Raw genomic sequence first — 26,487 nt, forward strand, 5'->3', positions numbered from 1 at the left:
GAGAAATCATCATGGCTACCAGTCGCATGGTGCAAGCGCGTGTACCAGAAGAGATCCAAAATGTCGCTAATCAAGTTATTCAAGCCTCTGGCTTATCGGTGAGTGATGTTGTGAGAGTGTTGATGACGCGTATTGCCCAAGATAAAGCTATTCCGTCCTTCTTATTTCAACCCAATGCAGCGACCATAGCGGCTTTTACTGAATTAGATGAAGGCAACTTAAAAAAGTTTAATTCTGTAGACGAATTATTTGATGATTTATATGCGGACGATTGAACGTACCACTGTCTTTAAACGTGATTTTAAGCGTGAAATGAGAGGGCGATATCGGCATCTTTTAGAGACTGATTTGCGCCAAATCATTGCAGCGTTAGCAAATGATCAACCTTTAGAACTTCGACATCATGATCATGCATTAACTGGAAATTGGAAAGATTATCGAGATTGCCATATTCGACCTGATTTGGTTTTGATTTATCGATTAATTGGTCAAGATAGGCTTATTTTGGTGCGTCTTGGTTCTCATTCACAGCTTAATCTGTAGTTTTAATTAACATCCTCCCCACTTTTGAGAACGGGGAGGGATATGTTTTTGTTTAAGCAGCTTTCACAACAGGGTTTTCAATATTGGGAGCATAAGCTTGCAATAATGGATTCATGATATGCGGTAATTCTGAAGTTCCAAAACCTGTAAGGACTGCTAAAATCTTTGTAATATTTGGTGCATCATCTTGAAGTTTTAAAATCAAAGCTTTTTCTACAATGCCCATGACTTCAACCAGTGCGCTACAGTCTTTATCTTTAATATCTTCACAATTGACAAGCTGAAACAAAGCCATCCACAAATCGCATAAAAAATTGGTATCTACCTTCATTGCACACCTCCATGGATTTGTTCTCTCAAGCAAGCCAATCCTCTAGATTTGATTTTTGTTGAAGGGAGCACCTTTTCTGTACCATCTGGTCTTTGAATAGTGATAGCAGGGCAATCCATGAGACCTTTTTTGATCTTATCCTGATAGGGTAACAAAGGAGCACCTGGAGCCCTTCGATAGACCCAATCATGTTTACGCAAATAATCGGTTAAATCTTTTGGTCGTACTTCTAACATTTTTGCGGATTCAATCAAACCAAACAAACCATCGCTTCGTTTTAAACCATCAAGTGCTTTTGCTTTAGGTTCTAACTCGGCAATCACATGATCTTTCTGCTCGATTTGGCTTTGTAAGTGATTCAAGAAACCAATCATTGCTTGAGGACTTGAGTAGTCTATTTGTGATGTTGCTACCTGTGTTTCGACTGCCTGCCAACGATCTATGATCTTTGCTCGTAACGCTGTGCTGTAACCTGAGACAAGAATTAAACATTCGCGTTTAGGCAAGTGGTAACAATTTTTGGCTTTACCTTGTTTGTCTAAATAGGTGGCTTCAAATTTGAATTCACCTCTTTTCTCTCCTAATTCAGTTAACATATTTCTTATATCCCGCATAACATTGCTATGTTGTTTTCCACATAACTCAGCAATCTCACGACTAGACATAGTTTGAGTGTTCGCACTATTAACAGTGCTTTCTTTAATTTCTATAAGAGTGTTCATGTGAACTCCTATTGGTTAGACGTTTTTCATTGACACTCAACAAAAGAGTGCCGGGCGCTGAAAAACACGGCCAATAGTCCGTCGTTACACTTTTCCCATAAGGGTATTTTATGGCGTAACCACACCCGACAATATCATTATATGCGTGTAACATACAACGAGTCAAAACTTTTAATCGGCGGAGAAGAGACTGTTTCGGCAATCCATCCGCTAGTTGCTTAAAGTGTTTTTGAAGCACCTGATTCGAAAATATATATTACAGAAATAATGTCAAGTCTCTTTCGATAATTTTTGTCTTTAAATAATCATATATTGTACAGTACACATATTGAAATCGTTATTTATCAATGTGTTATGTGTACAATGTACAGCCAATTTAAAAAATTCTAACGCTAGCGATAGTTCGCGCTGTCCTGCCCCGCAACACTCCCAACCCGCTGGGAAGTGCCTTTTGCATTGATTTTATTGCATTTTTTATGGAATAGAAGAGACATAATTGACAATTTTCTTTTAATTAGCATCCTCCCCACTCTAAAAGTGGAGAAGATGAGATTATATTTTATCTAAGCAGCTTTTGTCATAGATCTTGCTAACACCTGTTTAGCTTCTTTGATTAAAGTTTTATAGTGCTTGCTTTCTTCTGCTAATGTAAAAGCTTTGACAAGATGCATATGAAGAGGTCCATAAATGTAAACAGCCTTTTTAGTAGGGGACATTTTTTCCCAATCTTTTGGAAAAGAAAAACGTGTATCATTATCATAATCAACAGATTGGCTTCTTAGTTTCTTTTCACACTCAATAAAGTAACGACGAGCTTGCCTACCTTTCTCATTTCTTTCAACCATTGAGAGCTCTTTCGCCATATCTAGAGTGATATAATATTCTGTACTTGGACGACCACTTTTAGATTTCGGTAAATTTTTACCGAAACTCACCAAGTCTTGTTTTTCTTGAGAGGTGTTAGGTTTTACTAAATTTTTAGTAAAACTCATAAAGTCTTTGTTTTCTAAGAAACCATACTCTTTAATACGGTTTTTTATCCAGTCTCTAAAATTAGAATTGACTTCCAAAAACGTATATAGTTCGCGTGCATTGACAGCTTGAACAGTTTCTTGATCAATAATTGGTTCTGTAATTTTAATAAGAGTGTTCATCATGAACTCCTTGTTGTTAAGGTTTTCTATTGACATCCAAAGAAGATGTCGGGCGCTAGAAAACACGGCAACAAGCCCGTCGTTATGCCTTTCCCCCGAAAGGGTATTGTATAGCATAACCACACCCGACAAAGCTATTATATGCGTGTAGCATATAACGAGTCAAAGTCTTTAATGTACAGAAGACTGATTATTTCGGTAACCAATCCGCTTGTTGTTTTGAGGTGTTTTCTAGGCACCTGACTTAACGATATATCCTTTCCGTGAATCTTGTCAAGAAAGAAAATATATTTTACTGAAATCAGACAAATCATAACAAAAATATTAGGAAAGAAATTTTGCTTTCTGTCCTTTTTTCGTTAGTAAATTGATAGCTTGTTTATCGAATGAGAAAAAAGTTTTACCACCTAACCAATTGCCTTCATAAGCCATAATGCCGTCCGCAAAATCACCACCAGCTTCAAGAATAGAAAGCCCTGCCTCAACAGCAGGTCGATTCATTACTACATTACTAGCCGTAAGAAGGTCACGAAGTGTTATCGCTATATCTTCTTTTGAAAGTTTAGCACCTCGACGAAGTATCCAAACAAGCTCGCATAGACAAGGGAGAGAAACAGCGATGAGTGAAGCATGCTTTAAGAGCTTACTCGCTAATCTACTCTGTTTTTCATCATCTTGCAAAACAGCACGAGCTAAAATATTTGTATCAACAGAAATTTTCATTCTTCACCCGCCCAACCAGAAGCAACGATTTCGTTCATTTCCTCAATGGTTAGCGGCTTTTTTACCTTTCCAGCATGTCGTCCTATAAAATTATCAATTGTGCCGACAGCTTGTGTTGCTTTTACCCGAAGTTCACCACCTGGTAGCTTGTCAAAATTGATCTGCTCACCTGGTTTGACACCGAGATGTTGCAATAAATCTCGCTTTAATGTAATTTGCCCCTTTGTCGTAACAGTTAGTGAAACCATGAAAAATCCTTTTCTATTTGAGTATTTATAAACATAAATATATAGAATGTGAATTTCAATTACTATAAAAGAGTTTAAAATACGGTTTAATGTTTCTTATTAGCAACATATTTTTGACGATCAAGTTGTCTCTGGATATTTTTGATTAATCTCTCATTGGCATATTGTGTAATAGTATTTGCAATTTCTGGCTTGGACATTACCCCAGCAATTGAGGGGCCTTCTTGTTTGGCAATAGGGAATTGATCACCATCGGCTCTTTGAAAAACATTGTTGCCCATTTTTAATTCAACACGCTTAGGAAAACTTCCACCTCGAATAAAAGCATGGGGTAAGATTTCTTTCTTACCAAACATTGTGTAGGTCACACCATGTTTTGTTTCTCTTGCTTTAAAAAATTTAAGAGGTATCGGTGTTCCAGAGCCAATGATATCTGTCTCGAGAAGCTGTGCTGTAGCCTTGCCTTTAATATAAACACCTTTCTTGATACGCTTTGATTTGGCTGATGTAAGTTCAGAAACTTTCTTTTCGGCAAAGCGCTCCACTTGTTTTGCTGCGGTATTTACAGCGTTACGCAAAGCCCAATTCAGGCGTGGTGCTTGAAGATTTGTAAAGGTATCTTTCATTTGTTGAAGATACCATTTTTGGTGGATAATTAATTTCAACGTCTAAGCCTTTTTTGGAGTAGATGTTGCTGGCTTAAAAACTTTAGATGTTTTGGTTTGTTTGGGTGTGATTTCCTCTACCACTTCTTCAGTTGATATTTGACCATTTTTATTTTCTTCTTTTTCAACCTTTTTACTTGTCGTATCAGGCTTTGCATTTGTTTTGCTTTCAACAAAAGGTTTTGCAGCATTGGCACGCTTGAGACGAGCATAGACCTGATTTGAAACCTCAACAAAAGGGGTATTTTGTGTAGAAGGTTCAAAACGAACGGTGCTTTTATTGTCGCCAACGACACAGATTGGTTTAGTGATGATAGCTTTCATTATTGCTCCTTTTGAGGAATGATTTAATGACATCATGCGTCAAATATTACTTGTTACGATTTGAAAGAATGGACAAGCCAGAATTACCAAGAAAACCAGGCTCTTTAGCCCTGTTTCAAGTCTACATCTTACTAAATTTTTGGGGAACATTTTTGAATTTTAGACACAATACAACTAGTGCCGTGCCGTCATAAAATACGATTTTTTACACGATGTCAACAGAAAAAATCATAATCTAGTATTTTTTTTATTTTTTTAATCAAAATCTGGTGTTTTTAGAAAGTGTTATTTATTTTCTTTTAATACAACATTTGTGTTTTGTTAAAACATTTTAGATGTTATATTATTATAATGAACAGTCAAGAATTGAAAAGATATCTTACAAAGCATGGTTGTAGTTTTACTGCAGGGAAGGGTGGACATTTGCTTGTAAAGCGCGGTTCTAAAAAGTCTGTTTTACCTATGCATGGTACACGTAAAGAATTAGGAACAGGATTAGTTCAGAAGATTCTTAAAGATCTTGGTCTAAAATAAGCTTGAATATGGAGGTGCAAATGAAATATGCAATCAAATTTATCAAAGATGATAATGATACTCTTCTTGTCATCTCTAAAGATTTTCAGGAATTTATTACCTACGGTAACGACGAAAAAGAAGCTTTAGAACAGGCTAAAAATGCCCTTTTAACAGTTATTATGGGGCGTTTCCAAGATCGTGAAGTTGTTCCTTTGGGAGCGTATGATGCTATCTATCCTTTTGTTGAAGTTTCTTCATTAGTGACTTTAAAAATTGCAATACATAACGCTATGATTGAAAAAAACTTACGTAAAGCTGATCTTGTACGTCTTTTAGAACTTCACCCAATACAAATTGATCGATTGTTGGATTTAAATCACGCAACAAAGTTAGACGCTTTAGAATCCACTCTCCTTACTCTTGGAAAAGAGGTTACCATTCATGTTCAAGATGCCGCTTGACAACTATCGGTTTTGCGCAAAATGTTTGTGAAGCGCATCAAGTACAATACAGAGTGAATTAACAAGATGTGGTAGCATTTGATCTTCTATAACAAGATATTGTAATGCGGCATAAAAATTGTGTTGGCGATATAGATATTGTGCTTCTTTGATAATCTCTTTCATTTTTTCATAACAATCAGTTGCTCTTTCAATCCACCGTTTTTGTGCTTCTCCATTTGATGAAGGAGTAAAATTATCATAAACAGCACTAGGTAATACTTTTGCACAGAGGTAATTGTTTCTGATTTGGAGATACTTTTGTGCAGCCTCATATTGATCTTGAGTAAGTTGACCTTGCAAATAAAGCCGCCCGATATAGGTACCGGAAAGCGGATTTTTGGCATCTTCTATGGATAAACCAAAGCGTTTAGCACGCATTTCTATAGCCAATTGATCAACAGGTTCACGCGGTGTTTTTGCTCTTGAGATGCGTCCATTTGGTTCTCTTACACATCCCTTAATTCGTGGACGTCCACGTTTTGCTCGTTTCTTTTTCACTTATGTTCTCAGATATCTGTTGAATATTTTGCCAAATCTTATCTGACATTGATCGTGTTTTTTGATCCAAAAGGAACAGCCATATTATTAAACCGAAACCTATGATAAAAAGTGGAATAATCTTTTCTTCTACTCCACCACGTAACTAAGCCAAAATGGTAAAAGATAGCACCGCAATTATAACACCTGCCATGCTGCTAAAATTCTTTTGCAATCTATAATTATACTTTAATGCCTCTATCTGTTGCTCTGTTATAAGATAAATATTTATGCCTTGCACTTGTAACAGCTTTATTCATTAATGCCTCCAATCAAAAAGGAACTTCGTCATTTAAAGTGTTTGTAGGCATATCAAGAGGTCGCTTGTAGCTTTTGTCATAAGGCGATGATGCGTGTTCTTGATTGTCATCATTTTTGCTATCTAAAAGTTTCAACTCGCCTTTGAACTGTGGCAAGACAATCTCTATTGCAAGATGTTCACTACCATTTCTATCTTTCCATTTGCGCGTTTGTAATTTGCCTTCTACATAGACCTTTGAACCTTTATTGAGATACTGAAGAGCAATTTTTGCCAGATGTGGATTAAAAATGACGATAGAATGCCATTCGGTTTTGTTGACTCTTTGATTGGTTGCTTTATCAGTATAGCTCTCAGAAGTAGCCATACGAAAATGGACCACCTCAGTACCATTATTCATGGTTTTGCTTTCGGGATTAGCCCCCAAATGCCCAATTAGCATCACTTTGTTCAGCATGTTTTTTTACCTTAAATTTGTGCTTTAATACGTGCTAAATCTTAGCATAATTTTTAATATTATTCAATATTCTCAATTATTAATAACACTTTTTTAAAGTATTATATTATGTTTTATATGCAAAAAAAAACATCAATAGTTCAGTATTTATTTAAAACCCTTGATATACATACAAAAATGTATTAACATAAGATATGAAAATAAGATTTGAGTGGGATAAGACTAAAGCAAAAAGTAATCTTAGAAAGCACCATGTGAGTTTTGAAATAGCCGCGCGTGTTTTTGCAGACCCATTCGCTATGGTTAGACAAGACCGTATTGAAAACGGAGAATATCGTTGGCAAACTTTAGGACTTGTGGATGGTTTTTTACTGCTGCTCGTAGCGCATACTGTCCATGACGATAAAGAGGGCATAGAGGTAATCCGCATTATTTCAGCGCGGCGAGCCAATTCGAAAGAAAGGAAACGTTATGAAGAAGAAAGTTCATTATGAAATTGATGTAGGTAACTTATCACCTTTGACAGATGAACAGAGAGTTGAAATTGATAAACTGGCTGCAATGCCGGACAGCACGATTGATCATAGTGATATTCCGACTCTTGATGATGCATTCTGGAAAAACGCCGTTCGCAATCCATTTTATAAACCAACGAAAACTGTTACAACAGTGCGTGTGGATTCAGACGTGTTAGCATGGCTTAAAAGTCAAGGAAAAGGCTACCAAACGCGGATCAATGCTATCTTACGTGATGCTATGATGCGTTCAATGCGTTAATATCCACTCCATCTTTTAAGGCGAGGTGAAAGTCAGCAGTCCACTCAACTAAGCAGTTTTTGCTATGGGATTTGTTAAACCCCACTTAGCTTCTCCAGCTTTTAAGCTTTTCAAAAGACAAAACTTCTATATAGGTTTTGTAATTCTTATTGTAACCAAAATATCGCATACCATCGTTTGTTTTAGTTAAATCCAAAAACCTGCAAGATCTTCTCATACTTTCAGTTAAATCGCAGACAATATAGCAAAATACAGGAACATTTTGAGATGGTGGTATTGGACATCCATCCACTGTGAAAGCCTCACCTTTACGAACTTTTTCTAAATAATCAAAAACATGCGTAACTGGGCTTTTATCCATTGGATCTCTTTCATTTTCTGTTGGTTGTTCGATATTTACGATTATAATGGATTCAAGTGGAAAAGACTTGGTTTCAGAAACTAAAAAAGGACCGTCGTATATATACTTAAAGTCATAAAAATCAGTTTTTATAAAACCATTATTTTTTTTCAGATGGACATCAAGCATATCAAGGAGAACCTTAGTCTTTCCATCAAATTGAGGTGTTAATCTGTTCACTGAAGTCTCCTGTATAGATAACGAAAACTCTATCAAAATCGGAAATTTTACTATGGCTTTTTAATGGAGCACTGTAGTGTGTAAATAGATATATTTATCAAACTGCGTGTACGTAAAATAAGAAATAATACACAGACTAAGAAAGAATACCAAAGTACAATATTTAAATACCAAAGAGCAATATCTAAGTACCAAAGTACACTATCCAATGAAAAAGAAAGCTTGTGCTCTACGTACTGAGAAATGACGGGCAAAGAAACCGTTTCTTTATAACTATTTGGAAAAATTAAAACGACAAGCGCTAAAGTTATGAGCTTTAAGAGCCTATGCATATATTGTTGTAAATCACGTGTTAATCTCTGCCAACCTGTTGTATTGCCGCATTGATATTTTAGATTATTTTGCAATTCATAAGGAATATGAGAATTGCATAAAATTGCAAAAACAATTGTTACTATTACCAAAGAAACAGACGCGAATGTCAAAATAGTCTGAATAAAGTCAATATTTTTTTATTCCTAAAAAACATAAAAATATAAAACTTATAACGCCTAACAAGGCTCTTAGCTGCTTATGTGTAAACATATCTATTTCCCCTAGAAAAATTATGATCTCAATTTCTTAAATTATTTTTTTATATAAAGTTACAAACCACCTTGTCTTCTCTTGCATCTACTTGAAATCCTTATATGGGAATGAACTGAAATCTTACACAATATAAAAGTATTAATACATTACGGGTTGTAATCACAAATAAAATCATTATAACATATTGAATCTACAATATGAATCCCATTTTTTACTTTTCAATTGTTTATTTTTTTTTAATTAAAGCCGCGTCGTTATATGACACGGCTTTTTTGTAATAAAAAGGCACCCCCCGTGCCATTATTTATACTACGTGTTCTAAAGTTTTTTCACGACTATTGATTATAACATCACCACTCACTTCATTACGAACATACGCATTGCCAAATATTTTTGCATTTTCAGAAATGACGGCATTCATTGCAACTATAGCATCATCATAAACCCAGCAATTGCCATCATGAGAGAGGTTTTCTTCTTTTTCAATAAAACCACCAAGATCACCAGCCTTAACATTTCCAAAATCTCTTAAGGCACGAATGCGATAAAGTGTGACACTTTCAATTTTTCTGGTTTTATCTGTAAATTCATATTTTTTAGATACATTTATAGTGGTCATAGGTAAGTTCCTAATCTAATAGTTGATAAAATTTTAATAAGAATTTGAAAAGAGGCGCCCCCGCCGCGCCTAGGCGTCTGTTTACGCTGCCTTGACGACACCTTCGTTAAAACGCGCTTAGCTTCTTTTGTGACGGATTTGTAATGATCAAGCTCTTTTTCAATTTCATCTATTTTTAAAAGACGACCAAAAATTATACCCATGATTTTAGGATAATTTGTCAAAACATATTGGCGAAGATAGTTAAAATCATCAAAGCGTGTATCATTATCATAATCGGTTTGTGTTTGTCTCTCAAGTTCTATCCAGCGATCAATGATCTTAGCACGTAACACTGTACTATACCCCGAATAAAATAAGGCATTCACGTTTAGGAAGGTTGTAGCAGACTAATTTACGTTCTGTAGAATCCTTATAAGTTCCTTGAAATGCACTCACCTCAATTTTGAGGTCAGTACATATTTGCAGAATATCTCTTACAATATTGTCATGCCTTTTATCGCACAACTTTGCAATTTCACGGCTAGACATTGTTAACGTAGTTTGAGTATGTACTAAAGTATTCATAATATTGGTTCCTTTGTTTTAAAAGTTTAAGTATCCAGGGCTAAAACAACCGAACCAATTCAGTCCTTCACGTCTTTAGGTTACCCTTGGACATCCACGTGAAGACCCTGGACTAATTAAATGAAGAGCAACAGATCTTTCGGGATACTGTTGAACCGATTGGTTACAGGTGTTTTAAGCCTACCTTGTAACCTAATAGCTTTAAAAAATTTGTCAAGCTGTTCATGAAATCATCTAGCATTTTATCGTGTCCTTTTGGGTTGCAAGGGCTTTAATTTCCTTGTTGATTTCATCTATGAGGGGCTCGTAATTCAGGACGCTTTTAGGCACTCTACCACCATATAGCCATGCTTTCACTTGCGCTTTGGTACTGTAATCTGCATTTTTTGGTATAGTGTAATACTGCCCACCATCAAATTTTTCACACTCTCTTGCGCCATCTTCGTATTCGTAGAGATTGTAAAAATATTCAGCTGCTCCATCCCCCCATGGTACATATCCGACAGCTGTTGCAACAAATTTTTTTTGCGGTTGCTTACGTTTTGTTAAAAACAAATCTTTGAAAATTCTCATGTTTTTAGTCCATAATTTTACCACTTGGTCTATTTGCCTCAAAATTGACTGTACAGAGCGTTTTTAGATTTTTATGTTTGGGCATCAAAAAATCTTTAGATTGCTTTGTATGGTCTCTTTTTGTCGATTTAAACACATATCCAATCACAAAATGATCAGCACTTTTCACTATTTTGCTATCTCGTCTTCAAGACCCTTTAAAACTTCACTCAGCTCTGCTTCAAACTTTTCTGCACCCTCTGGTGTTAAAGGCATCTCTTTCCCTTTGTCCTGTATCTCAGGTTTTTGAAGGCTTCTAACGAGGTAATCGATATTCATGTGTATGTTGCTTTCAAGCTGTTCACAATAGCGATAAAAATCGGCTGTTGATGGCATAAAAGTTGCATTTAAACCTTCTGCTTTGCCTCTCAAAGCGTTCTTTGTTGCCGTTTGCAATGCCCAGCTGCTTATACCGTCCAGCGTGTAAAAATACGCAAGCGCTGTTGATTTTTCATCATATTCTGATGGGCTTTTGAGACCATTTGACAACACTAGATACGTGGTTTGGATTTCCTCTTCAGTTGCTTTGTTTTCAAGTTTTTTCAACGCATCATTGGCTAATGAGGTAATTCTCTCCGCTTCTGCAATCGAGGGTTTTTGTCCCGGTAACCAAAGGAATGGTGGTTCTTTCATCGTCCTCGAATAAAAACTTGTACGCACTGTCTGAATTTTTGATATCGGACATGTATTGTGCAACTCGATAAGATTTACCGCGCTGTTCTCTCGTGTTTTCAATGATCGGTTTTCCATACCGTTTTTCCCTTTCTAATTTTTCTTTTTTCTTGGCTAATAGTCCATAATCCGGATGTGTAATCCAACTGTACCACGCCTTTTGCCAATCGCTTTTGGTCGTATCCTTTCCTGATTTCGCCTGCCAAAAATTTCTGAAGCGTTCTACTTCTAACAGCGCCTCATCATGCGTTAAGCCTTTATCGATTGCGTATTGCAAATTAGGTTCAAAATCGTCCGGTAATCGACAACCACGATTGGTTTGAGAACGCTTGGCTTTTTTGGGAACGTTTTCTTGCTCGTGAATGAGAGGTTGATCCTCTGCCACCGTTTCGATTGCATCTGCTCGCTTTTCGCAATCATGATCTTCTGAAGGCTCGTCAACCTGTTCGTTTGTTTCTAAATCTTCAAAATCAATTTCTTTTTTTGCTAACACGATAGTGTTAGTTTTTTTATTATAACTGTTAATGTTATTGTTAATGTGTTGTCGTGATGAGGTCATGATGACATCATCATGATCTTGTGATGATGTCATGATAGACGCATCATATTCTTTTGATGCATTATCTTTCTGCTTATTTTTCCTAGTGTTTGCAGCTTTGATAGCTTTTTCCGAAAGCCTGTTTAAATTTTCATTACAATTTTTTAATTCTTCTTCGACTTGTGTACTCCACAAATTGCCATCTTCTAATTGAAGAATTAATTTTTTTCGAATGAGTTTTTCTAATGATTTTTTAAACGTTTGCACTGAACAACCAACAATGCGTGCTAAAGCAGAAGTGTCATCATAAATCGGTTCACAGGCTCGATACATGAGAGCAGTGAGTGTACTATAAGTAGCTTTCTCTGCTGCATCAGTACCAGCAAAGTCCATAATCCACTCTTGATAAAAATTACGGACCCAAGGTAATTGATTAGCCATTCTCTTGTTCTTTCTTGTGCTTATGCCATATGGCTTCTGATTATTGCGTGTTATTTTTTAGCTCTTCTTCAACATCTACACTCCAGATATGTTCGTCATCCAAAAGAAAGATGTGTCCAGTTTCAGATAAGAGATCAAATGCATCATTAAGCTCGTCAATTGAACAGCGTGCTAATGAAGCCAATGCTCGTAAATTGTTCGTAAGAGGTTTGCCAGTATGTAGCATTCTTAATCGCAACCTCATGTAAATATTGCCTTCAGTAGGGGGCAAAGCAGCGAGGTCAAGAAGCCATTTTTCTACATTAATTTTTATCCAAGATGTTTTTTCAGACATTACTTATTCCCCTTCTTTCATTAAATCTAAAATTGCTAAAGCATCCGCTTCATTATCATCCTTAGGCTTGTGTTCCTTTGCACACATCGCCTGTATTATCTCTTCTTTTGAGGTATTTCCTTTTCCTGTCGTTGCCTTCTTAATTATGCCAACAGGGATGCCTTCATAAGGTATCTCATGATGTTCACACCAAGCTGTTAAATGACCTAGAAAACCACCGTAAACATGCGCCGCATCAGTACCAACATGCCGGCGCACTTCTTCAAAATACACGGCATCAATACTACCGGCTGTTGATTTCATTTCTGTAAGCCATTGTTTAAAGCGCAGATAACGCATACCCCCGCCTGCAAAACGGCGTGATTGAAAATTAACCGTGCCACTGAATATGTGACCATCTGCACCGCATATTGCCCAGCCCGTTTTGGTACCTAGATCAAGGCAAAGAATTGTATGAGACATCTAAATTACCAGTACCTACTTCTCATTAATCTTGTGTTTTAAACTCTCAATCTCAGCATCTAATTCCTTAAGAATTTTCTTCTTTTTTATGACGGGTTGCGCAGAAGTATACACTATGTAAATCGGTGCAACTAAAAATATAAAAACCATCATTGCAGTAAAAAACACTACATTTATTGATATGAATAAGTAGAGTATTAATTCACCTAGATTCATGTTCCCACCCCATTCTTAAAGATATGCATTTTCAAATCGTGTAAAATTTTCTGTTTTTTCGAAATGATCTCACGGAGTTTATCATTCTTTTTGTTTAATATTTCCGCGACAACAACGGAGATTATAATTAAATCAGAGATCACAAATACAATACCTAAAGCTATCTCTGTCTCACTCATCTTTTTTTCCTCACTTTCTTTTCTTCTTATGGGATGGCGTTTTAACCACTTCACTACGCATCTTTAGATCTTGTTTCAGTTTTTCAATTTCCTCATCGCGTGCTTTAAGCATCTCACCATACCACTCAAGATCTTGTCTCAATGCTGTAATAGTCTCATCTCGCTCTTTTACCGCAATATTCCGATCACTAACTGTCTTTGCCACGTTTTTTGAAGCTTTACTCATTGCCCATGTGTATTGTTTATCAACAGCTTTCATACTGTTTTTTAAAGTTATGAGCTGCTCTTTAAGCGCTTTAACTTGGTCACGATAATGCAATGCAAAACGAAACATCACCCCGCTAAAAAGCAACACTATAAACATCAAGAATGCTGCCGCTAATAAAATCTCACTAGCATTTAAACGCATAGTCATCTCTGTCCATTGCTCTTAACGCGGTCATCATGACCTATCTGTTTTGCTTCGCATTCCATTAAGAAAAGAAGGCAACAAGCCGCATGTGCCAAATGTGATAAACCACTCTCGACATCTTTATCCTCTCCACCAAACCATGTTAATAAATGACGTGAAGCAGCTCCATACAAACGGCTCCAGTTCATGCCATGACGCCAATTGTTAGCACTGTATTTGTTTGCTCCAAACTCTAAAACACGACCAATATCAAGCAACGTTAGTGGTGGAATAAGATCAACACGCGGTTTACCAATATCATTCTTATGTGCTTTTAAAACCATGATTATCCCCCTACAGTGCGTGTTATATGTGTGCACCATGATGGCGCACAATTAATTTGATCTCTTTTAAGAGTGTGAATTGTGCTGTTGCGACATGCTACGTTGTTTGGGTGATTTTACACGAACAGACAAATCATCAACAAATGCGGGTGCTTGTAATGTTGCTTTTTTTTGCATTACAGTAGCAAAATTTTCTTGATACCAATCATTAGGACTTACATAATTATCCGTAATCTTCGCTATTTTTTTATTATTCTAGGCTGAGGAAATCTCTTGTTATTTATGTAACGTGCTATTGATGTCTGTGTAACACCTACAGAAATTGCAAACTCAGCGTAAGTAATATTATTCTTCAATAAATATGATTTTAGCTTAAACATTCGCTAATAATACCATAACGGTAATCTCAATGTAAGAAGATTTTTACCACATTGGTATTTGAAAGATATTTTTTTTTAATAGGATAAGAATCATGAATAATTTAAAATTTTTCAGAGAAAAAATGGGGTTAAGCTCCAAAAAATTAGCCGAATTAGCCGGCACAAGTCAGCCACAGATTTTTCGCTTAGAGAATGGACAGCGAAAATTAACAAAAGAATGGGCTATACGTTTAGCACCTCACTTAGCTGTTACACCTAAACAACTAATGTTTTCAGAGCAACAAACAAATAGCTTAGATGAACAAATAGAAGATATGCTTGAACACCTAAGCTATGATAATAAAGTTAAGCTTCTTGATCTTCTTTCTTCATTTTATCAAGAAAAAAAGTAATGAATTTCTTTTTTTCTTCCTCTGTTAATTTTTCCCAAAACGCTAGTATTTGTGCATTAATCAGTAGATTTTTATCTATCATTTGTCCCTCTTTCAAATATAAAAATACAAAAAATAACCATTTTGGTATTGACTAAATATTACCATTACGGTATAAACATATCCATAAACCAAACACAAGAGATCGCCAAGAGGCATCAGGGAGGGGAAATTATGGATAAGCCAATTCTTATTAATTCCGATGAAATTTTATTAGTTGTCTGTGATGATGAACACATTGGGCATTCGGGCCCACTTGATGAAAGCCAAGTTTTAGAAATGATTGACGAGGCAGATGATGCCATAAAAATCTTTCGCATAAATCCTTCTGAAAACAGTTGCGAAGATATTTCTGAAGAAATCGCAGAAGTATACATAAAAGAAAACAGAGAATTTCTCGATGAGGACAGTAAGGTTCATTATTATGTAGGTGAAAGCGCTGCCTACGATAGTCTTTTAGAAGAAATTGCAGACGAAAAATATAATGATGAAGTCTACGGTACTTATGAAGAGCAGCACCGCCTGACTTTTTGGGATGTTCTTCCAAATTATCCAAACTATTAAGGGCGTTTTTAAAAACGCCTCCTTTCCTTTCTTTCAAATATCATCACAAATGGAGCACAGGCATGCATAATCTTGTCACAACAGCAGAAAGTCCTTTTAAGAACGAAGCTATTCAAACCATATCGAGTGTTGAAATTGCCGATTTGTGTAGTAAACGGCATGACCATGTTATGCGTGATATCAAGAAAATGCTTGAAGAATTATACTATGAAGGGGGTCTCCCCAAATTTGGGGGGACCTATTTAGACACGCAAGGTAGACCTCAAAATTGTTATAATCTTCCAAAACACGAATGTTTAATCCTCGTCTCAGGTTACAGCACAGCATTACGAGCAAAGATCATAGATCGGTGGCAACAATTAGAACAGCAAGTAGTGGCACCGCAAATCGATTACTCTAGTCCACAAGTCATGTTAGGGGTTTTAAATTATCTCAAAAATGAGAATGAACAAAAAGACAATATGATTGCAGAATTAAAACCAAAGGCAATGGCTCTTGAAAGTTTACAACGCCATGATGGGCTCTTTGGTCTTACCGAGACTGCTAAAATACTCGAAATGCAACCAAAACAGTTCATTCTCTTCTTACAGCAAAAGGGTTGGGTCTATCGACGCATGGCAAATGGGCATCTGTTACCTTATCAAGACAAAATCCAAAAAGGTCTGATGGATTGTCCTACCATCACTATTCAAACTTCTGGTGGAATGAATAAAGTCATTCCTTCTGCAAAAATCACAACAAAAGGCATTGGTGTGCTTTCTCAAGAAATCAAAAGACAAAGCGTGCATTAAGGGGTGACCATCATGGAAAAGAAATACGAATTCACTGATGCAATCGATATAGTTTATAGGCGTAAGGTTCGCCGTATCCGTGCATTGAAAAACTTTGGTGATGTAAAAAAAGGTGATTTAGGCGGTTTTATAGAGCATGAAGGCAATTTAAGCCATGAGGGGGATTGTTGGGTTGGGGATGATGCTTGTGTTTCTCATAATGCTAAAGTTTGCGGTAATGCAAGAGTATTTGAAAAAGCACGCATTGCAGACAGAGCATATATTAGTGACAATGCAAATGTTTTTGGAAATGCTTGTATTGAATCTGAAGCGTGTATTTTAAATAAAGCAAAAGTTTACGGAAAAGCAGAAGTCCTTGATAATGCTATGGTTTGTGATAATGCACAAGTTTTCGGTAATGCGGTAGTTTGTGGCAAGTCTCGTGTTTATGGAAATGCACAAGTTTACAACAAAGCACGTGTCTATAATAATGCAGAAGTTTATGAAAATGCAAAAGTTAAGGGTATGGCAGAGGTTTACGCTCTTGGAAAGATTTATGGAGATGCATGTATCTGTTGGAACGCATGTATTGGCGGCAATCAGTCCATCTCAACTGGAGAAAAAACCATATGAAAAAATACGAATTTACAGGTGAAACAATAGAGGTTTCTAGTAGAACTCTTCGCCGTATCCTTGCATTGCAAGACTTTGGTGATGTCAAAAAAGGTGATTTAGGCGGTTGGATAGAAAGGGAAAAGAACCTCAGTCACGAAGGTAATTGTTGGGTTGGAGGCGATGCTAAGGTTTACAGTGATGCCTGTGTTTTGGGAGATGCTAAGGTTTATGGTGATGCCGATGTTAGCGGCGATGCCTATGTTTATGACAATGCCAAAGTTTATTGCAATGCTAAAGTTTATGGTAGTGTGCGCATTTATCAAAATGCACAAGTTTATGATAGTGCTTATATCCGTGATGAAGTCAAGATTTTTAGAAATGCTAAGGTTTGTGGATTGGCTAATATTCGCGGCAACACGAGAATTCCTGAAGACATAAAAATTTAACAACAAACATAGAGGTTCATGGAAACAGTATTATTACAACGGGTGAGAGACAATAAATCATGTATAAATATGAAATTAAACCTACTTTGTGTTCGCAGCTGGTTGTGAGAAGCACTCACAATTCAGGTGAACTTTGTATTGCTATTTCTGGAGATAAGGGCGAGCCCTATGTAGATACCATAATTTCGAAAGAGAAAGTAGATGCTTTTTTAAATGAAGATAATGTCGTGCAAATGGAACTTAAAAAATCGCAATGCTTTGCATTCTCATACGAATTCAGACCATTTGCGTGTACTGGATTTGAAATGATACCACCAATCTCAGATGAAAGTTTTATATTGACGCTATATTCTGATCATTGTTCATATCTAAAATGCATTCCAATTGATCGGATTGTGCAACCCGTAAAGACAAAACTCTAGCAACAAACAACGACCCTTTTAACACAAGCGTGATTCACGCAACGGGTGAATTGCGCACAATGGAGGAAAACATAATGAATGAACAAAACACGAACCTAACAGAAGTTAAAGAAAATCCAAATTTAGCAGTTAAACAAACAGCTATGGATCTCATTTTAACAAGAGCCCTAGAAAATGATGTTGATATGGATCGTCTCGAACGCCTTATCTCCTTGAGAGAAAAAGAAATCAATAGACAGCTTTATAAAAGTTTTGTTTCTGATCTTTCAGATATGCAATCCAAATATAAGGAAATCACAGCAAAATCCACAAACGCCTATACCCTAAGCAAATACGCTACTCTCGACTGTTATATCGAGAGTATCAAGGAGGCACTAAAAGAACATCATTTTGCTTTGTTTTCCTGTATTAAAAATCAAACTCATGCACAGGTTACTATAGAGATGACTTTGGTTCATCCATCAGGAAATAAAATCTCTACAGAAGGAACATTCCCTCTTGATGGGAAAGGCAACAAAACAGATATTCAATCCATAGGATCAACCATCACTTATGCGCGCCGCTATTTGTTAGGCATGCTTCTCAATGTCGCAAGCAAAGAAGATGATACAGATGGTAACAAAACAAAACTCTCAGGACCAGCTTCGCCTCAACAAATGGCAGACATTAAACGATTAGTCCAAAAAACAAATGCAAACGAAACAAAAATGTTGGCTTCTGTAAATGTAAATAGCATTTCCGAAATGACTTTTGAACAAGCGCAAACCGTCCTGAATAATTTGTATAAAAAACAAAACCGTCAAGCTTCTGAAGCAAAACAAAGATTAGGTGCGTGAGATGGAACAAAGAACAGCAGAATGGTTTCAAGCAAGATTAGGGAAAATTACCGCGTCTAATGTTTACAATGTCCTCAGTAGAACAGCCAAAGGATTGCCGACAAGCAAATATGAAGACTACAAAATGAAACTCATGACAGAACGCTTAACAGGGGAAATAAGCCAATCTTATATAACACCATCTATGCAATGGGGGATTGAACATGAAGAGGACGCCCTGAAAGAATATGAATTCATTTATGATGCCGATGTCATAAAATGCGGTTTTATACCTCATCCTACCATCAAAATGGCGGGGGCTAGTCCGGATGGTTTGATTGGTGAAGACGGTTTAGTTGAAGTCAAATGTCCACAATCAACGACACATCTTCGTTTTTTTATGTATGACGAGATTAAGCCTGAATACAGAGTGCAGATGCAATTCCAAATGGCTTGTACAGGGCGCAAATGGTGTCATTTCATCAGTTATAATCAACAATTTGTAGAGAGGTCATCTCACTTGCGTATAAAATACAACGCATCCACCGTGATGATGAACAAATTGAACAGATTACTAAAGCAGTCGAGGTCTTTTTAGCAGAAATAGAGCAAGACATGAAGCAGATCTTGACAAAAGCTGCATAACCCTATGGGGGTGCTCTCCTCCTCTCAGCACCCACACCCATTATGTAAGGAAGTAAAACGTGTGTAATATCAAACAGAGTATCCTACACCCAGCTAAAGATGAGAAAGCTTGTTTTTTTACAATTGGCTATGAAGGAAAGTCCCTTGAGAATTATCTTGATTGTCTCATAGAAAACAATATCAAAACTTTATGTGATGTTCGTAGAAATCCAATAAGTAGAAAACATGGGTTTTCGAAAAGACAATTGGAGAAAGCTGTAAACAACATTAATATTGAATATATGCATATGCCTGAACTTGGCATTGCCTCTGAAAAACGACAAAATTTGAAAACACAAAAAGATTACGAACGTCTTTTTGAAGAATATCAAAAGACAACACTCAAAAATCATTTGTGTGCAATAAACACATGATATCAAGTCTTTTTAAACAAAAAGCGCGTTGCAATTACTTGTTTTGAAGCCAATGTATGCATGTGCCATAGAGGGCAAATAGCCTTGGCTCTTACACAATTACAGGATTGGAAATATGAAATTAAGCATATCTAAAAAATAAGCATACAAATTTTTAAAAATGTGAAAGCTCCATATGTTTCCTAGTATGGCCGCCCATTATGTAACGTAAAAGAGTGAAAGGTCATGAGATGATATTTGATGATGGTGATAGATATGTGACAACACGCGAATGTGCAGAGCTTTTTAGCGTATCAACCACAACGATTCGCAATTGGGTGTTTCAAGGGGTGTTTCCTGAGCCTTATAAGCTAGGGAGAGCGGTAAGATGGAGAAAAAAAGAAATCTTGGCCTTTACCCCGAAGAAAAATAAGCAGCAAATAACAACAAATGAGGTAAAGTTGTATAAACTGTAGAAGGTGGTCTAAAAGGTGCTCTGAAATTGGCTTTTTTAAGAAAAAAATTATATATTTCAATATGTTGAGGATGATAAATGGTGCCCAGACGCGGAATCGAACCACGGACACGCGGATTTTCAGTCCGCTGCTCTACCAACTGAGCTATCTGGGCACACTTTACAAACCATGTGCGGTTATAACATTAAAATTTTCTCTGTCTAGTCATCAAAAAAAATAATTGCTTTTTTATAAGTTTATTTCCGTATTCTGGCAATTATAATGGCTCTTTTCGTAAAATCAACTTGATAGGTATATTGTGATACGTTAGTGTGTTTTCGTCAGAATGTTATCTTATCGTGATGAAAGCGCAAGGAGATCTTTCTAGAGAAAAACTTTAAAAGGTAATTGAGAGGGGTATTTTTCACAAGATTTCCTTGTGTTGTAAGCTTATGCAATAAAGAGGAAATGTTTTTGATTTTTTAAGGGGACTTATTGGCACAGTCTTTATAATAATTAGCTTTTCTTTAAAGAAAGGCAAGCCATTTGATAAGGGGAGAAATAATGATAATGTTTCAAAAACCAAATTGTCGTCCAAATAATCCTAATTTTTCTTCAGGTCCTTGTAGTAAACGACCTGGTTGGACTGTTGAAGTTCTTAAAAATGCATTAGTTGGGCGTTCGCATCGATCTAGAGAAGCAGAATTAAAACTTGCTGAAATTGTTGATTTAACGCGTGAGATTCTTGAAGTCCCTTCTGATTATCGTATAGGAATTGTGCCTGCTTCAGATACTGGTGCTGTTGAGATGTCCTTATGGTCTCTCTTAGGTGAGCGTGGCGTTGATATGGCAGCGTGGGAAAGTTTTGGATCGGGGTGGATTGCAGATGTTGTTGAGCAATTAAAGCTTTCTGATGTGCGTCTTTTTGAAGCTCCTTATGGTGAACTACCAGACTTAACACAAATTGACTTTGATCGTGATGTTGTTTTTACATGGAACGGAACGACTTCAGGTGTACGTATTCCTAATGCCGATTTCATTCCAGAAAAGAGAGCAGGGCTAACAATTTGTGATGCAACATCAGCAGCTTTTGCGCAAAATCTTGATTTTTCAAAATTAGATGTTGTTACTTTTTCATGGCAAAAAGTTCTCGGAGGAGAGGCTGCTCATGGTATGTTGATTTTAAGTCCTCGTGCTGTTGAACGACTTGAGAGTTATGTGCCATCTTGGCCAATCCCGCAAATTTTCTGTATGACAAAAGATGGAAAGTTAACTGAAAATATTTTTAAAGGAGTAACCATCAATACGCCCTCTCTGCTTTGTGTTGAGGATTTTCTTGATGGATTGAGGTGGGCAAAGGCGCAGGGTGGTTTGCGGGCATTAATGGCACGCGTTGAGAAAAATTTTTCTGTACTCGATGATTTTGTTCGCAAAACACCGTGGTTAGACTATTTGGCAAAAGATCCTCAAGTACGTTCTAATACATCTGTTTGTTTAAATATTGTTGACCCAGTGATTACTTCTTTGAATATTGAAGAGCGGGTATCTTTTATAAAAGCAGTAGTGAATCGTCTTGATGAGGAAGGGGCAGCTTATGATATTGGCTCTTATCGAGACGCGCCTCCAGGAATTCGAATTTGGACAGGTATAACAATTGAGGTTTCTGATCTAGAAGTTTTAACACAATGGCTTGAATGGGCCTTTCAGGTCGAAAAAGCGCGTCTTTAATTAACGATTAGCAATTTTTATAACATATTTTTTTCCAAAAGAAGAATACGAGAGATGATGATGATCTTTCGTATTCTTGTATGCGGTAATAACCTGTAAATGGCACATAGATTATCAAAGATTAAGAGAGGAATATGAATAATTTATCAGGTGTTGGCTAAGGGAACAATTAAAAGTTCCAAATTTTTCTACTTTTACGGAAAAATGGTAAATTTAAAATAGAGATATATTTTATATTTTTTTCCTTTATTATTATCATGAATATGAAAATTTAATAACCAAGATTGGAAAAGGCTAAAATGAAGAGTCGCGCTTGCTCTAAGGTTTCGTTATAAGAGGCATTTGTTTTTGAATGCTGATTTTATTTGACAAAACACGACGGAGAAAATTATGACCAATGTAGTAGTTGTTGGTACACAATGGGGTGATGAAGGTAAAGGAAAAATTGTAGATTGGTTATCTGAGCGTGCAGATGTTGTGGTAAGATATCAGGGAGGGCATAATGCAGGCCATACATTGGTTGTGGATAGAGTTAGTTATAAATTATCGCTTTTACCATCTGGTTTAGTTCGTGGAAAGTTATCCATTATTGGTAATGGGGTTGTTGTTGATCCTCATCATTTTGTGGCAGAATTAAAAAAACTACGTGAGCAGGGTGTGAAAATTACACCGGATATTTTGCGTATTGCTGAAAATGCTCCCTTAATTCTTTCTTTGCATCGTGATTTGGATGCTATTCGTGAAAGCGGTTTATCGGGTTTAAAAATTGGTACAACAAGACGTGGTATTGGTCCGGCTTATGAAGATAAGGTGGGACGTCGTGCTATCCGTGTGATGGATTTGGCAGAATCTGATACGCTTATGGCCAAAATCGAACGACTTTTGCGACATCATAATGCTTTGCGTCGTGGGATGAGGGTTACAGAGATTAATTCTCAAGCACTTTATGATGAGTTGATGCAAGTAGCAGATGAAATTTTACCCTTTATGGATTGTACATGGCACCTCTTAGATGAAAGTTATCGGATGGGAAAACATGTTCTTTTTGAAGGTGCACAAGGTGCTTTATTAGATAATGATTTTGGAACTTATCCTTATGTGACATCATCCAATACAGTTGCTGGGCAGGCGTGTACCGGTTCAGGTATGGGACCTAACGTGATTCATTATGTTTTGGGTATTGCAAAAGCTTATACAACACGTGTTGGAGAAGGACCATTTCCGACAGAGCAAATAAATGATATTGGCGAATTTCTGGGAATGCGTGGGCATGAATTTGGCGTTGTAACGGGGCGAAAACGTCGATGTGGCTGGTTTGATGCAGTCTTAGTACGACAAATGGTAACGATTTGTGGTGTTCAAGGGATCGCCCTGACAAAACTTGATGTTTTAGATGGTTTAGAAGAAATTAAAATCTGTGTTGGTTATGAGCTTGATGGTAAAAGAATTGATTATTTACCCTCTTCTATGGGGGCGCAAGCGCGTGTGAAGCCCATTTATGAAAAATTAGAAGGTTGGAAGGACGCAACAGCGCATGCATTAAGATGGGAAGATTTACCGGTTCAGGCTATCAAATATATACGCTATATTGAAAAACTAACCAATACACACGTGGCTTTATTATCTACGAGCCCTGAACGTGAAGATACAATCCTGATTACGGATCCTTTTGAAAAATAATTATTATTTTTTAATTGCTGTATAGAGTGTAGATTTCGCTCTGTGCTTTTCTATAAAGAAAGGCTTGAGAATGAATGAGAGAAAGAAACAGAAGAGCATTGTTTATTTTTCATATTCACTTTAGAAGATTATTATGAGTGTTGTACCATGTAAATGGCAATTAATTAAAAAAGCTAAAATAAAGGTATTTTGGGCCTGAGAGCTGGGGTTTTTCTCAGTTTGAGAAAGATTATAGAGGATATGGTAGATTTCGTTGGAATCTTAAAAAGGGCAATTAATGCGCAAAGTAATGTTACACTACAAGTGCGTAAGCGGATTTATGAGCGGGCTATTGAAACACTTGAACATCAGTTTGCAACAGCAAAAGTACCACAAGAAATAGCCGATGGGCAAAGGAAGATTTTACAGAGTGCTATTGCAACTGTTGAAGAGGAATATTTAGCTCTTGAAAAGAATTCACTTTCTTCAGTTATTGGATGGAATCCTACAAAGAGTGCTAAAGTTAATAAGTATACACAAAGTTCTATCTTACAGCGAGATAAAACATTTTCAGAGATGAAAACGGAAGAAAGACAGGTTTCTATTACAAGTGCAGGGGACAATAAAGCACTTGATAAGTCTTATGTATCAGTTACACCAGACGCAGAGCCTGTCAATATCGACACTTATTTAGCTTCTCAGCGTATTGATGACAATATATTAAAAGCTTCTCCTTTAGCTTCTGTTTCGAAAGGAGATAATCCGTACATTGTTTCACATATTTTTTCTCAGGCTTTGCGTCGTGCTAATCGATCGTCAATGCAAAAACGTATTGTGATAACTACTGCTGTTATTGCAAGTCTTGTCATCTTAACGATAGGTATCTATTTCGTTTGTATCCGTATGTTTGTCTTAGATGATCATCTGTTGTCTGAAGAAAATCAGCAAGTTTCTCATCCTTTACCAAAGGCATTTTCGGTTAATAAAAAGTTAACGAAACGTTTATTAGAGGACGGGAGAGAAGTTGATGTTGGTTTAAATCAAGCAGCCAATTCTTCTCATAAAGAAGGAAATTCAACAGTTGTTTCTAGGAGCTTGCAACCGTTTGAAAAACGAGGGGAAGCTATTTTTTATCAAGCGCGTACAAATTACGAGGCAGAAAAAGTGGCAACAGGGAGTGCTCATTGGACACTTATAAAGGAATCGCGTGAAAAGGAGGGGGAAGAGGAATCAACTATACAAGGTGATATAACAATTCCAGATGAAGGGTTATCATTACGATTAATTTTACGTCGTAATACCGATGTGTCTTTTCCTGCTGCGTATATTATGGATCTTATTTTTATTTCTTCTGATAAGTTTTCCGGTCAAGCGATAAGCAAAGTCCAAGCATTTACTTTTAAAGCAAGTGAGCAATCCATTGGACAGGCATTCACAAGAGCTATTGCCGCAAAGATTGACGATAATCTCTTTCTTGTTGCTTTAAGCGGCAATCAACCATTTCTTGAGCGAAATTTACAATTGATGCGAGAATTGGATTGGATACGTGTGGTATTAACTGATAAGAATGGACGTATAAGTGAATTAACCTTTACAAAAGGACAAATAGGGAAGTCTATTTTTAATGAAGTTATTGGACAATGGCTTACGCAACCAGATAAGCGAACAATTCTTGGTCAGGAAAAATAAAACATCGATATATTGGCAGACGAAAATGTTACGTCAAGACTTCCTTTCATCAAAACGGTTTTCGCTCTAATTTAACAATGTGGGGCAAACATACTCCTGTTGCCCCTTTTAAAGAATGCACAAATAAAATTGGATGTATATTTAACTTTAAAGGCTTTCTATTTGATTTTGGGATAAGACAGAAGCTTTGATAGCATTTTGTACTTTTTCAAATGCACGCATTTCAATTTGTCTTACCCGTTCTCGACTAATATTAAATTCACTAGAGAGTTCTTCTAATGTTAAAGGTTTATCGTTTAAACGACGTGCTTTGAATATACGCTTTTCACGTTCATTCAGATTATCCATAGCATTTACGAGCATAGAGCGACGATTTTCCAATTCACTTTGTTCTAGTAAAACCTGTTCCTGATTATTGGAGTCATCGACCAACCAATCTTGCCATTCACCATTTTCACCTTCTTTTGTGCGAAGGGGCGCATTGAGTGAAGTATCACCGCCAAGTCGACGATTCATTGAAATAACTTCATCTTCTGTGACATTTAATTTTGTTGCAATCTCTTTTACGTGTTCTGCATTAAGATCACCACTGTCAAGTGCTTGAAGTTTGCTCTTTAATTTACGAAGATTGAAAAACAGACGCTTTTGATTAGCCGTTGTCCCCATTTTTACCAAACTCCAAGAGCGCAATACATATTCTTGGATAGATGCTTTAATCCACCATATTGCATAGGTTGCAAGACGGAAACCACGTTCTGGATCGAAACGTTTAACAGCCTGCATAAGTCCAACATTGCCTTCTGAAATGACTTCGCCAATAGGCAATCCATAGCCTCGATAGCCCATTGCGATTTTGGCTACGAGACGTAAATGACTGGTTACCAACTTGTGTGCAGCTTTGAGATCATTATGTTCATGATAACGCTGAGCCAGCATATATTCTTCTGTGGGCTCAAGCATTGGAAAACGACGAACTTCCTCCAAGTAACGATTCAACCCTCCGTCACCTGTCGTTATGGATAGTAGATTTACGTGGGCCATAGAGCACCCTCCTTTTATATGAATTCCCTGATAAGGCAAATTCCATTTGCAGATATTATAAACATCCCTCTCACTTTTTATACTAGCATAATTTTTCATTTTATTCAAAAAGAGATTTGGATCGTCTAATTGT

General features: G+C 36.7%; 37 protein-coding genes, 1 tRNA gene and 3 pseudogenes. 18 read left to right on the forward strand and 23 right to left on the reverse strand.

Features of this window, described 5'->3' with window-relative positions; all coding sequences use genetic code 11:
- Positions 1-11: 11 nt before the first annotated feature.
- Positions 12-275 (forward strand): type II toxin-antitoxin system RelB/DinJ family antitoxin, encoded by a 264-nt coding sequence (locus NMK50_RS01440; protein ID WP_254770601.1) that lies wholly within the window; start codon positions 12-14, stop codon positions 273-275.
- Positions 262-543: a type II toxin-antitoxin system YafQ family toxin gene (locus NMK50_RS01445; protein WP_254771149.1), complete on the forward strand. Its 282-nt coding sequence runs from the start codon at positions 262-264 to the stop codon at positions 541-543. The genes NMK50_RS01440 and NMK50_RS01445 overlap by 14 nt, the downstream gene beginning before the upstream one ends.
- 52 nt (positions 544-595) lie before the next feature.
- Here NMK50_RS01445 and NMK50_RS01450 read toward each other — a convergent pair whose 3' ends face one another.
- From NMK50_RS01450 to NMK50_RS01480, 7 genes are all read right to left on the reverse strand, one after another.
- Positions 596-874 carry a hypothetical protein gene (locus tag NMK50_RS01450; RefSeq protein WP_254770602.1) on the reverse strand — a complete coding sequence of 93 codons (279 nt, stop codon included), beginning with the start codon at positions 872-874 and terminating at the stop codon, positions 596-598.
- Complete coding sequence (locus NMK50_RS01455; protein WP_254770603.1) at positions 871-1,596, reverse strand: Rha family transcriptional regulator; 726 nt, start codon at positions 1,594-1,596, stop codon at positions 871-873. Before NMK50_RS01455 ends, NMK50_RS01450 begins: the two co-directional genes overlap by 4 nt.
- A 563-nt stretch (positions 1,597-2,159) precedes the next feature.
- On the reverse strand, positions 2,160-2,750 hold the full coding sequence (locus tag NMK50_RS01460) for an antA/AntB antirepressor family protein (protein WP_254771150.1): 591 nt from the start codon (positions 2,748-2,750) through the stop codon (positions 2,160-2,162).
- A 324-nt stretch (positions 2,751-3,074) separates the two neighbouring features.
- Positions 3,075-3,473, reverse strand: a complete 399-nt coding sequence (locus NMK50_RS01465) for a type II toxin-antitoxin system VapC family toxin (protein WP_254769748.1) — start codon at positions 3,471-3,473, stop codon at positions 3,075-3,077.
- The gene (locus tag NMK50_RS01470; protein WP_254769747.1) at positions 3,470-3,721 is read right to left on the reverse strand and encodes an AbrB/MazE/SpoVT family DNA-binding domain-containing protein; all 252 of its coding nucleotides are present in this window, start codon (positions 3,719-3,721) and stop codon (positions 3,470-3,472) included. Before NMK50_RS01470 ends, NMK50_RS01465 begins: the two co-directional genes overlap by 4 nt.
- Before the next feature lie 86 nt (positions 3,722-3,807).
- Positions 3,808-4,347 carry a hypothetical protein gene (locus tag NMK50_RS01475; protein ID WP_254769746.1) on the reverse strand — a complete coding sequence of 180 codons (540 nt, stop codon included), beginning with the start codon at positions 4,345-4,347 and terminating at the stop codon, positions 3,808-3,810.
- 42 nt (positions 4,348-4,389) lie between these two features.
- On the reverse strand, positions 4,390-4,710 hold the full coding sequence (locus NMK50_RS01480; RefSeq protein WP_254769745.1) for a hypothetical protein: 321 nt from the start codon (positions 4,708-4,710) through the stop codon (positions 4,390-4,392).
- Positions 4,711-5,061: 351 nt separating this feature from the next.
- Here NMK50_RS01480 and NMK50_RS01485 point away from each other — a divergent pair, with 351 nt between their 5' ends.
- A complete protein-coding gene (locus NMK50_RS01485; RefSeq protein WP_241438030.1) occupies positions 5,062-5,244 on the forward strand; it encodes a type II toxin-antitoxin system HicA family toxin in 183 nt (60 codons plus the stop codon).
- 20 nt (positions 5,245-5,264) lie between these two features.
- On the forward strand, positions 5,265-5,687 hold the full coding sequence (locus NMK50_RS01490) for a type II toxin-antitoxin system HicB family antitoxin (protein WP_254770604.1): 423 nt from the start codon (positions 5,265-5,267) through the stop codon (positions 5,685-5,687).
- Positions 5,688-5,690: 3 nt separating this feature from the next.
- On the opposite strand, the gene NMK50_RS01495 is transcribed toward NMK50_RS01490, so the two are convergent.
- Both NMK50_RS01495 and ssb read right to left on the reverse strand, forming a co-directional pair.
- Positions 5,691-6,227 carry a hypothetical protein gene (locus NMK50_RS01495; protein ID WP_254770605.1) on the reverse strand — a complete coding sequence of 179 codons (537 nt, stop codon included), beginning with the start codon at positions 6,225-6,227 and terminating at the stop codon, positions 5,691-5,693.
- Positions 6,228-6,538: 311 nt separating this feature from the next.
- Entirely contained in the window at positions 6,539-6,982 is a 444-nt protein-coding gene (ssb, locus tag NMK50_RS01500; protein WP_254770606.1) for a single-stranded DNA-binding protein, read from the reverse strand.
- A gap of 194 nt (positions 6,983-7,176) precedes the next feature.
- On the opposite strand from ssb, the gene NMK50_RS01505 reads away from it, so the two are divergent.
- A complete protein-coding gene (locus NMK50_RS01505) occupies positions 7,177-7,476 on the forward strand; it encodes a BrnT family toxin (RefSeq protein WP_254770607.1) in 300 nt (99 codons plus the stop codon).
- Complete coding sequence (locus NMK50_RS01510) at positions 7,454-7,759, forward strand: BrnA antitoxin family protein (RefSeq protein ID WP_254770608.1); 306 nt, start codon at positions 7,454-7,456, stop codon at positions 7,757-7,759. Before NMK50_RS01505 ends, NMK50_RS01510 begins: the two co-directional genes overlap by 23 nt.
- Before the next feature lie 85 nt (positions 7,760-7,844).
- On the opposite strand, the gene NMK50_RS01515 is transcribed toward NMK50_RS01510, so the two are convergent.
- The 12 genes and pseudogenes from NMK50_RS01515 to NMK50_RS01570 all read right to left on the reverse strand — a co-directional run bounded on the left by NMK50_RS01515 (position 7,845) and on the right by NMK50_RS01570 (position 14,682).
- On the reverse strand, positions 7,845-8,339 hold the full coding sequence (locus NMK50_RS01515) for a hypothetical protein (protein ID WP_254770609.1): 495 nt from the start codon (positions 8,337-8,339) through the stop codon (positions 7,845-7,847).
- Between the two features lie 50 nt (positions 8,340-8,389).
- Positions 8,390-8,924 (reverse strand): annotated as a pseudogene (locus tag NMK50_RS01520) (hypothetical protein).
- 307 nt (positions 8,925-9,231) lie between these two features.
- A complete protein-coding gene (locus NMK50_RS01525; RefSeq protein ID WP_309486012.1) occupies positions 9,232-9,546 on the reverse strand; it encodes a hypothetical protein in 315 nt (104 codons plus the stop codon).
- 272 nt (positions 9,547-9,818) lie between these two features.
- Positions 9,819-10,113: pseudogene (locus tag NMK50_RS01530) on the reverse strand (Rha family transcriptional regulator); the annotation flags it as partial.
- Positions 10,114-10,347: 234 nt separating this feature from the next.
- On the reverse strand, positions 10,348-10,686 hold the full coding sequence (locus NMK50_RS01535; RefSeq protein ID WP_254769737.1) for a hypothetical protein: 339 nt from the start codon (positions 10,684-10,686) through the stop codon (positions 10,348-10,350).
- Positions 10,687-10,854: 168 nt separating this feature from the next.
- Positions 10,855-11,358, reverse strand: coding sequence for a hypothetical protein (locus tag NMK50_RS01540; RefSeq protein WP_254769736.1), 504 nt, complete (start codon positions 11,356-11,358; stop codon positions 10,855-10,857).
- Positions 11,276-12,376, reverse strand: a complete 1,101-nt coding sequence (locus tag NMK50_RS01545; protein ID WP_254769735.1) for a DUF1376 domain-containing protein — start codon at positions 12,374-12,376, stop codon at positions 11,276-11,278. Before NMK50_RS01545 ends, NMK50_RS01540 begins: the two co-directional genes overlap by 83 nt.
- A gap of 40 nt (positions 12,377-12,416) precedes the next feature.
- Entirely contained in the window at positions 12,417-12,710 is a 294-nt protein-coding gene (locus NMK50_RS01550) for a DUF1376 domain-containing protein (protein WP_241438038.1), read from the reverse strand.
- Between the two features lie 3 nt (positions 12,711-12,713).
- Positions 12,714-13,172 (reverse strand): crossover junction endodeoxyribonuclease RuvC, encoded by a 459-nt coding sequence (locus NMK50_RS01555; RefSeq protein WP_254769734.1) that lies wholly within the window; start codon positions 13,170-13,172, stop codon positions 12,714-12,716.
- A gap of 405 nt (positions 13,173-13,577) precedes the next feature.
- On the reverse strand, positions 13,578-13,982 hold the full coding sequence (locus NMK50_RS01560) for a hypothetical protein (protein WP_254769733.1): 405 nt from the start codon (positions 13,980-13,982) through the stop codon (positions 13,578-13,580).
- Positions 13,979-14,302 carry a dATP/dGTP diphosphohydrolase domain-containing protein gene (locus NMK50_RS01565; protein WP_254769732.1) on the reverse strand — a complete coding sequence of 108 codons (324 nt, stop codon included), beginning with the start codon at positions 14,300-14,302 and terminating at the stop codon, positions 13,979-13,981. Before NMK50_RS01565 ends, NMK50_RS01560 begins: the two co-directional genes overlap by 4 nt.
- 239 nt (positions 14,303-14,541) lie before the next feature.
- Positions 14,542-14,682 (reverse strand): helix-turn-helix domain-containing protein, encoded by a 141-nt coding sequence (locus NMK50_RS01570; RefSeq protein ID WP_254770610.1) that lies wholly within the window; start codon positions 14,680-14,682, stop codon positions 14,542-14,544.
- A 92-nt stretch (positions 14,683-14,774) separates the two neighbouring features.
- On the opposite strand from NMK50_RS01570, the gene NMK50_RS01575 reads away from it, so the two are divergent.
- From NMK50_RS01575 to NMK50_RS01615, 9 genes and pseudogenes are all read left to right on the forward strand, one after another.
- Positions 14,775-15,074, forward strand: a complete 300-nt coding sequence (locus tag NMK50_RS01575; RefSeq protein ID WP_254769731.1) for a helix-turn-helix domain-containing protein — start codon at positions 14,775-14,777, stop codon at positions 15,072-15,074.
- 213 nt (positions 15,075-15,287) lie between these two features.
- Positions 15,288-15,677: a hypothetical protein gene (locus NMK50_RS01580; RefSeq protein ID WP_254769730.1), complete on the forward strand. Its 390-nt coding sequence runs from the start codon at positions 15,288-15,290 to the stop codon at positions 15,675-15,677.
- Positions 15,678-15,739: 62 nt separating this feature from the next.
- The gene (locus tag NMK50_RS01585; protein WP_254769729.1) at positions 15,740-16,468 is read left to right on the forward strand and encodes a Rha family transcriptional regulator; all 729 of its coding nucleotides are present in this window, start codon (positions 15,740-15,742) and stop codon (positions 16,466-16,468) included.
- A gap of 12 nt (positions 16,469-16,480) precedes the next feature.
- Positions 16,481-17,080: an LbetaH domain-containing protein gene (locus NMK50_RS01590; protein ID WP_254769728.1), complete on the forward strand. Its 600-nt coding sequence runs from the start codon at positions 16,481-16,483 to the stop codon at positions 17,078-17,080.
- Entirely contained in the window at positions 17,077-17,508 is a 432-nt protein-coding gene (locus NMK50_RS01595; RefSeq protein ID WP_254769727.1) for a hypothetical protein, read from the forward strand. The genes NMK50_RS01590 and NMK50_RS01595 overlap by 4 nt, the downstream gene beginning before the upstream one ends.
- A 496-nt stretch (positions 17,509-18,004) precedes the next feature.
- A complete protein-coding gene (locus NMK50_RS01600) occupies positions 18,005-18,766 on the forward strand; it encodes an ERF family protein (RefSeq protein ID WP_254769726.1) in 762 nt (253 codons plus the stop codon).
- A 1-nt stretch (position 18,767) separates the two neighbouring features.
- A pseudogene (locus tag NMK50_RS01605) lies at positions 18,768-19,390 on the forward strand (lambda exonuclease family protein).
- A gap of 59 nt (positions 19,391-19,449) precedes the next feature.
- Positions 19,450-19,803, forward strand: a complete 354-nt coding sequence (locus NMK50_RS01610; RefSeq protein WP_254769725.1) for a DUF488 domain-containing protein — start codon at positions 19,450-19,452, stop codon at positions 19,801-19,803.
- 230 nt (positions 19,804-20,033) lie between these two features.
- Entirely contained in the window at positions 20,034-20,258 is a 225-nt protein-coding gene (locus NMK50_RS01615) for a helix-turn-helix transcriptional regulator (protein WP_254769724.1), read from the forward strand.
- Positions 20,259-20,336: 78 nt separating this feature from the next.
- On the opposite strand, the gene NMK50_RS01620 is transcribed toward NMK50_RS01615, so the two are convergent.
- Positions 20,337-20,412: transfer RNA gene (locus NMK50_RS01620), tRNA-Phe, on the reverse strand.
- Between the two features lie 389 nt (positions 20,413-20,801).
- Between NMK50_RS01620 and NMK50_RS01625 the strand changes: the two genes are divergently transcribed.
- The 3 genes from NMK50_RS01625 to NMK50_RS01635 all read left to right on the forward strand — a co-directional run bounded on the left by NMK50_RS01625 (position 20,802) and on the right by NMK50_RS01635 (position 25,313).
- Positions 20,802-21,965 carry a phosphoserine transaminase gene (locus NMK50_RS01625; RefSeq protein WP_254770611.1) on the forward strand — a complete coding sequence of 388 codons (1,164 nt, stop codon included), beginning with the start codon at positions 20,802-20,804 and terminating at the stop codon, positions 21,963-21,965.
- 390 nt (positions 21,966-22,355) lie between these two features.
- On the forward strand, positions 22,356-23,645 hold the full coding sequence (locus NMK50_RS01630) for an adenylosuccinate synthase (RefSeq protein ID WP_254770612.1): 1,290 nt from the start codon (positions 22,356-22,358) through the stop codon (positions 23,643-23,645).
- Positions 23,646-23,885: 240 nt separating this feature from the next.
- Positions 23,886-25,313 carry a hypothetical protein gene (locus tag NMK50_RS01635; protein WP_254770613.1) on the forward strand — a complete coding sequence of 476 codons (1,428 nt, stop codon included), beginning with the start codon at positions 23,886-23,888 and terminating at the stop codon, positions 25,311-25,313.
- 147 nt (positions 25,314-25,460) lie between these two features.
- Here NMK50_RS01635 and rpoH read toward each other — a convergent pair whose 3' ends face one another.
- On the reverse strand, positions 25,461-26,354 hold the full coding sequence (gene rpoH / locus NMK50_RS01640) for an RNA polymerase sigma factor RpoH (protein ID WP_254770614.1): 894 nt from the start codon (positions 26,352-26,354) through the stop codon (positions 25,461-25,463).
- Positions 26,355-26,487 lie beyond the last annotated feature (133 nt).

Source organism: Bartonella harrusi, from assembly GCF_024297065.1.
GTDB classification, from domain to species: domain Bacteria; phylum Pseudomonadota; class Alphaproteobacteria; order Rhizobiales; family Rhizobiaceae; genus Bartonella; species Bartonella harrusi.

Excerpts from the sequence above, each read along its gene's own strand:
- NMK50_RS01535 (WP_254769737.1), bottom strand. The coding sequence starts at position 10,686 with ATGAGAATTTTCAAAGATTTGTTTTTAACAAAACGTAAGCAACCGCAA.
- NMK50_RS01595 (WP_254769727.1), top strand. The coding sequence starts at position 17,077 with ATGAAAAAATACGAATTTACAGGTGAAACAATAGAGGTTTCTAGTAGA.
- NMK50_RS01455 (WP_254770603.1), bottom strand. The coding sequence starts at position 1,596 with ATGAACACTCTTATAGAAATTAAAGAAAGCACTGTTAATAGTGCGAAC.
- rpoH (WP_254770614.1), bottom strand. The coding sequence starts at position 26,354 with ATGGCCCACGTAAATCTACTATCCATAACGACAGGTGACGGAGGGTTG.
- NMK50_RS01485 (WP_241438030.1), top strand. The coding sequence starts at position 5,062 with ATGAACAGTCAAGAATTGAAAAGATATCTTACAAAGCATGGTTGTAGT.
- NMK50_RS01525 (WP_309486012.1), bottom strand. The coding sequence starts at position 9,546 with ATGACCACTATAAATGTATCTAAAAAATATGAATTTACAGATAAAACC.
- NMK50_RS01575 (WP_254769731.1), top strand. The coding sequence starts at position 14,775 with ATGAATAATTTAAAATTTTTCAGAGAAAAAATGGGGTTAAGCTCCAAA.
- NMK50_RS01585 (WP_254769729.1), top strand. The coding sequence starts at position 15,740 with ATGCATAATCTTGTCACAACAGCAGAAAGTCCTTTTAAGAACGAAGCT.
- NMK50_RS01580 (WP_254769730.1), top strand. The coding sequence starts at position 15,288 with ATGGATAAGCCAATTCTTATTAATTCCGATGAAATTTTATTAGTTGTC.
- NMK50_RS01625 (WP_254770611.1), top strand. The coding sequence starts at position 20,802 with ATGATAATGTTTCAAAAACCAAATTGTCGTCCAAATAATCCTAATTTT.
- NMK50_RS01465 (WP_254769748.1), bottom strand. The coding sequence starts at position 3,473 with ATGAAAATTTCTGTTGATACAAATATTTTAGCTCGTGCTGTTTTGCAA.
- NMK50_RS01540 (WP_254769736.1), bottom strand. The coding sequence starts at position 11,358 with ATGAAAGAACCACCATTCCTTTGGTTACCGGGACAAAAACCCTCGATT.
- NMK50_RS01570 (WP_254770610.1), bottom strand. The coding sequence starts at position 14,682 with ATGTTTAAGCTAAAATCATATTTATTGAAGAATAATATTACTTACGCT.
- NMK50_RS01470 (WP_254769747.1), bottom strand. The coding sequence starts at position 3,721 with ATGGTTTCACTAACTGTTACGACAAAGGGGCAAATTACATTAAAGCGA.
- NMK50_RS01600 (WP_254769726.1), top strand. The coding sequence starts at position 18,005 with ATGAATGAACAAAACACGAACCTAACAGAAGTTAAAGAAAATCCAAAT.
- NMK50_RS01490 (WP_254770604.1), top strand. The coding sequence starts at position 5,265 with ATGAAATATGCAATCAAATTTATCAAAGATGATAATGATACTCTTCTT.
- NMK50_RS01440 (WP_254770601.1), top strand. The coding sequence starts at position 12 with ATGGCTACCAGTCGCATGGTGCAAGCGCGTGTACCAGAAGAGATCCAA.
- NMK50_RS01555 (WP_254769734.1), bottom strand. The coding sequence starts at position 13,172 with ATGTCTCATACAATTCTTTGCCTTGATCTAGGTACCAAAACGGGCTGG.
- NMK50_RS01545 (WP_254769735.1), bottom strand. The coding sequence starts at position 12,376 with ATGGCTAATCAATTACCTTGGGTCCGTAATTTTTATCAAGAGTGGATT.
- NMK50_RS01445 (WP_254771149.1), top strand. The coding sequence starts at position 262 with ATGCGGACGATTGAACGTACCACTGTCTTTAAACGTGATTTTAAGCGT.
- NMK50_RS01450 (WP_254770602.1), bottom strand. The coding sequence starts at position 874 with ATGAAGGTAGATACCAATTTTTTATGCGATTTGTGGATGGCTTTGTTT.
- NMK50_RS01565 (WP_254769732.1), bottom strand. The coding sequence starts at position 14,302 with ATGGTTTTAAAAGCACATAAGAATGATATTGGTAAACCGCGTGTTGAT.
- NMK50_RS01550 (WP_241438038.1), bottom strand. The coding sequence starts at position 12,710 with ATGTCTGAAAAAACATCTTGGATAAAAATTAATGTAGAAAAATGGCTT.
- NMK50_RS01475 (WP_254769746.1), bottom strand. The coding sequence starts at position 4,347 with ATGAAAGATACCTTTACAAATCTTCAAGCACCACGCCTGAATTGGGCT.
- NMK50_RS01460 (WP_254771150.1), bottom strand. The coding sequence starts at position 2,750 with ATGAACACTCTTATTAAAATTACAGAACCAATTATTGATCAAGAAACT.
- NMK50_RS01615 (WP_254769724.1), top strand. The coding sequence starts at position 20,034 with ATGATATTTGATGATGGTGATAGATATGTGACAACACGCGAATGTGCA.
- NMK50_RS01630 (WP_254770612.1), top strand. The coding sequence starts at position 22,356 with ATGACCAATGTAGTAGTTGTTGGTACACAATGGGGTGATGAAGGTAAA.
- NMK50_RS01480 (WP_254769745.1), bottom strand. The coding sequence starts at position 4,710 with ATGAAAGCTATCATCACTAAACCAATCTGTGTCGTTGGCGACAATAAA.
- NMK50_RS01510 (WP_254770608.1), top strand. The coding sequence starts at position 7,454 with ATGAAGAAGAAAGTTCATTATGAAATTGATGTAGGTAACTTATCACCT.
- NMK50_RS01590 (WP_254769728.1), top strand. The coding sequence starts at position 16,481 with ATGGAAAAGAAATACGAATTCACTGATGCAATCGATATAGTTTATAGG.
- NMK50_RS01560 (WP_254769733.1), bottom strand. The coding sequence starts at position 13,982 with ATGACTATGCGTTTAAATGCTAGTGAGATTTTATTAGCGGCAGCATTC.
- NMK50_RS01635 (WP_254770613.1), top strand. The coding sequence starts at position 23,886 with ATGGTAGATTTCGTTGGAATCTTAAAAAGGGCAATTAATGCGCAAAGT.
- ssb (WP_254770606.1), bottom strand. The coding sequence starts at position 6,982 with ATGCTGAACAAAGTGATGCTAATTGGGCATTTGGGGGCTAATCCCGAA.
- NMK50_RS01505 (WP_254770607.1), top strand. The coding sequence starts at position 7,177 with ATGAAAATAAGATTTGAGTGGGATAAGACTAAAGCAAAAAGTAATCTT.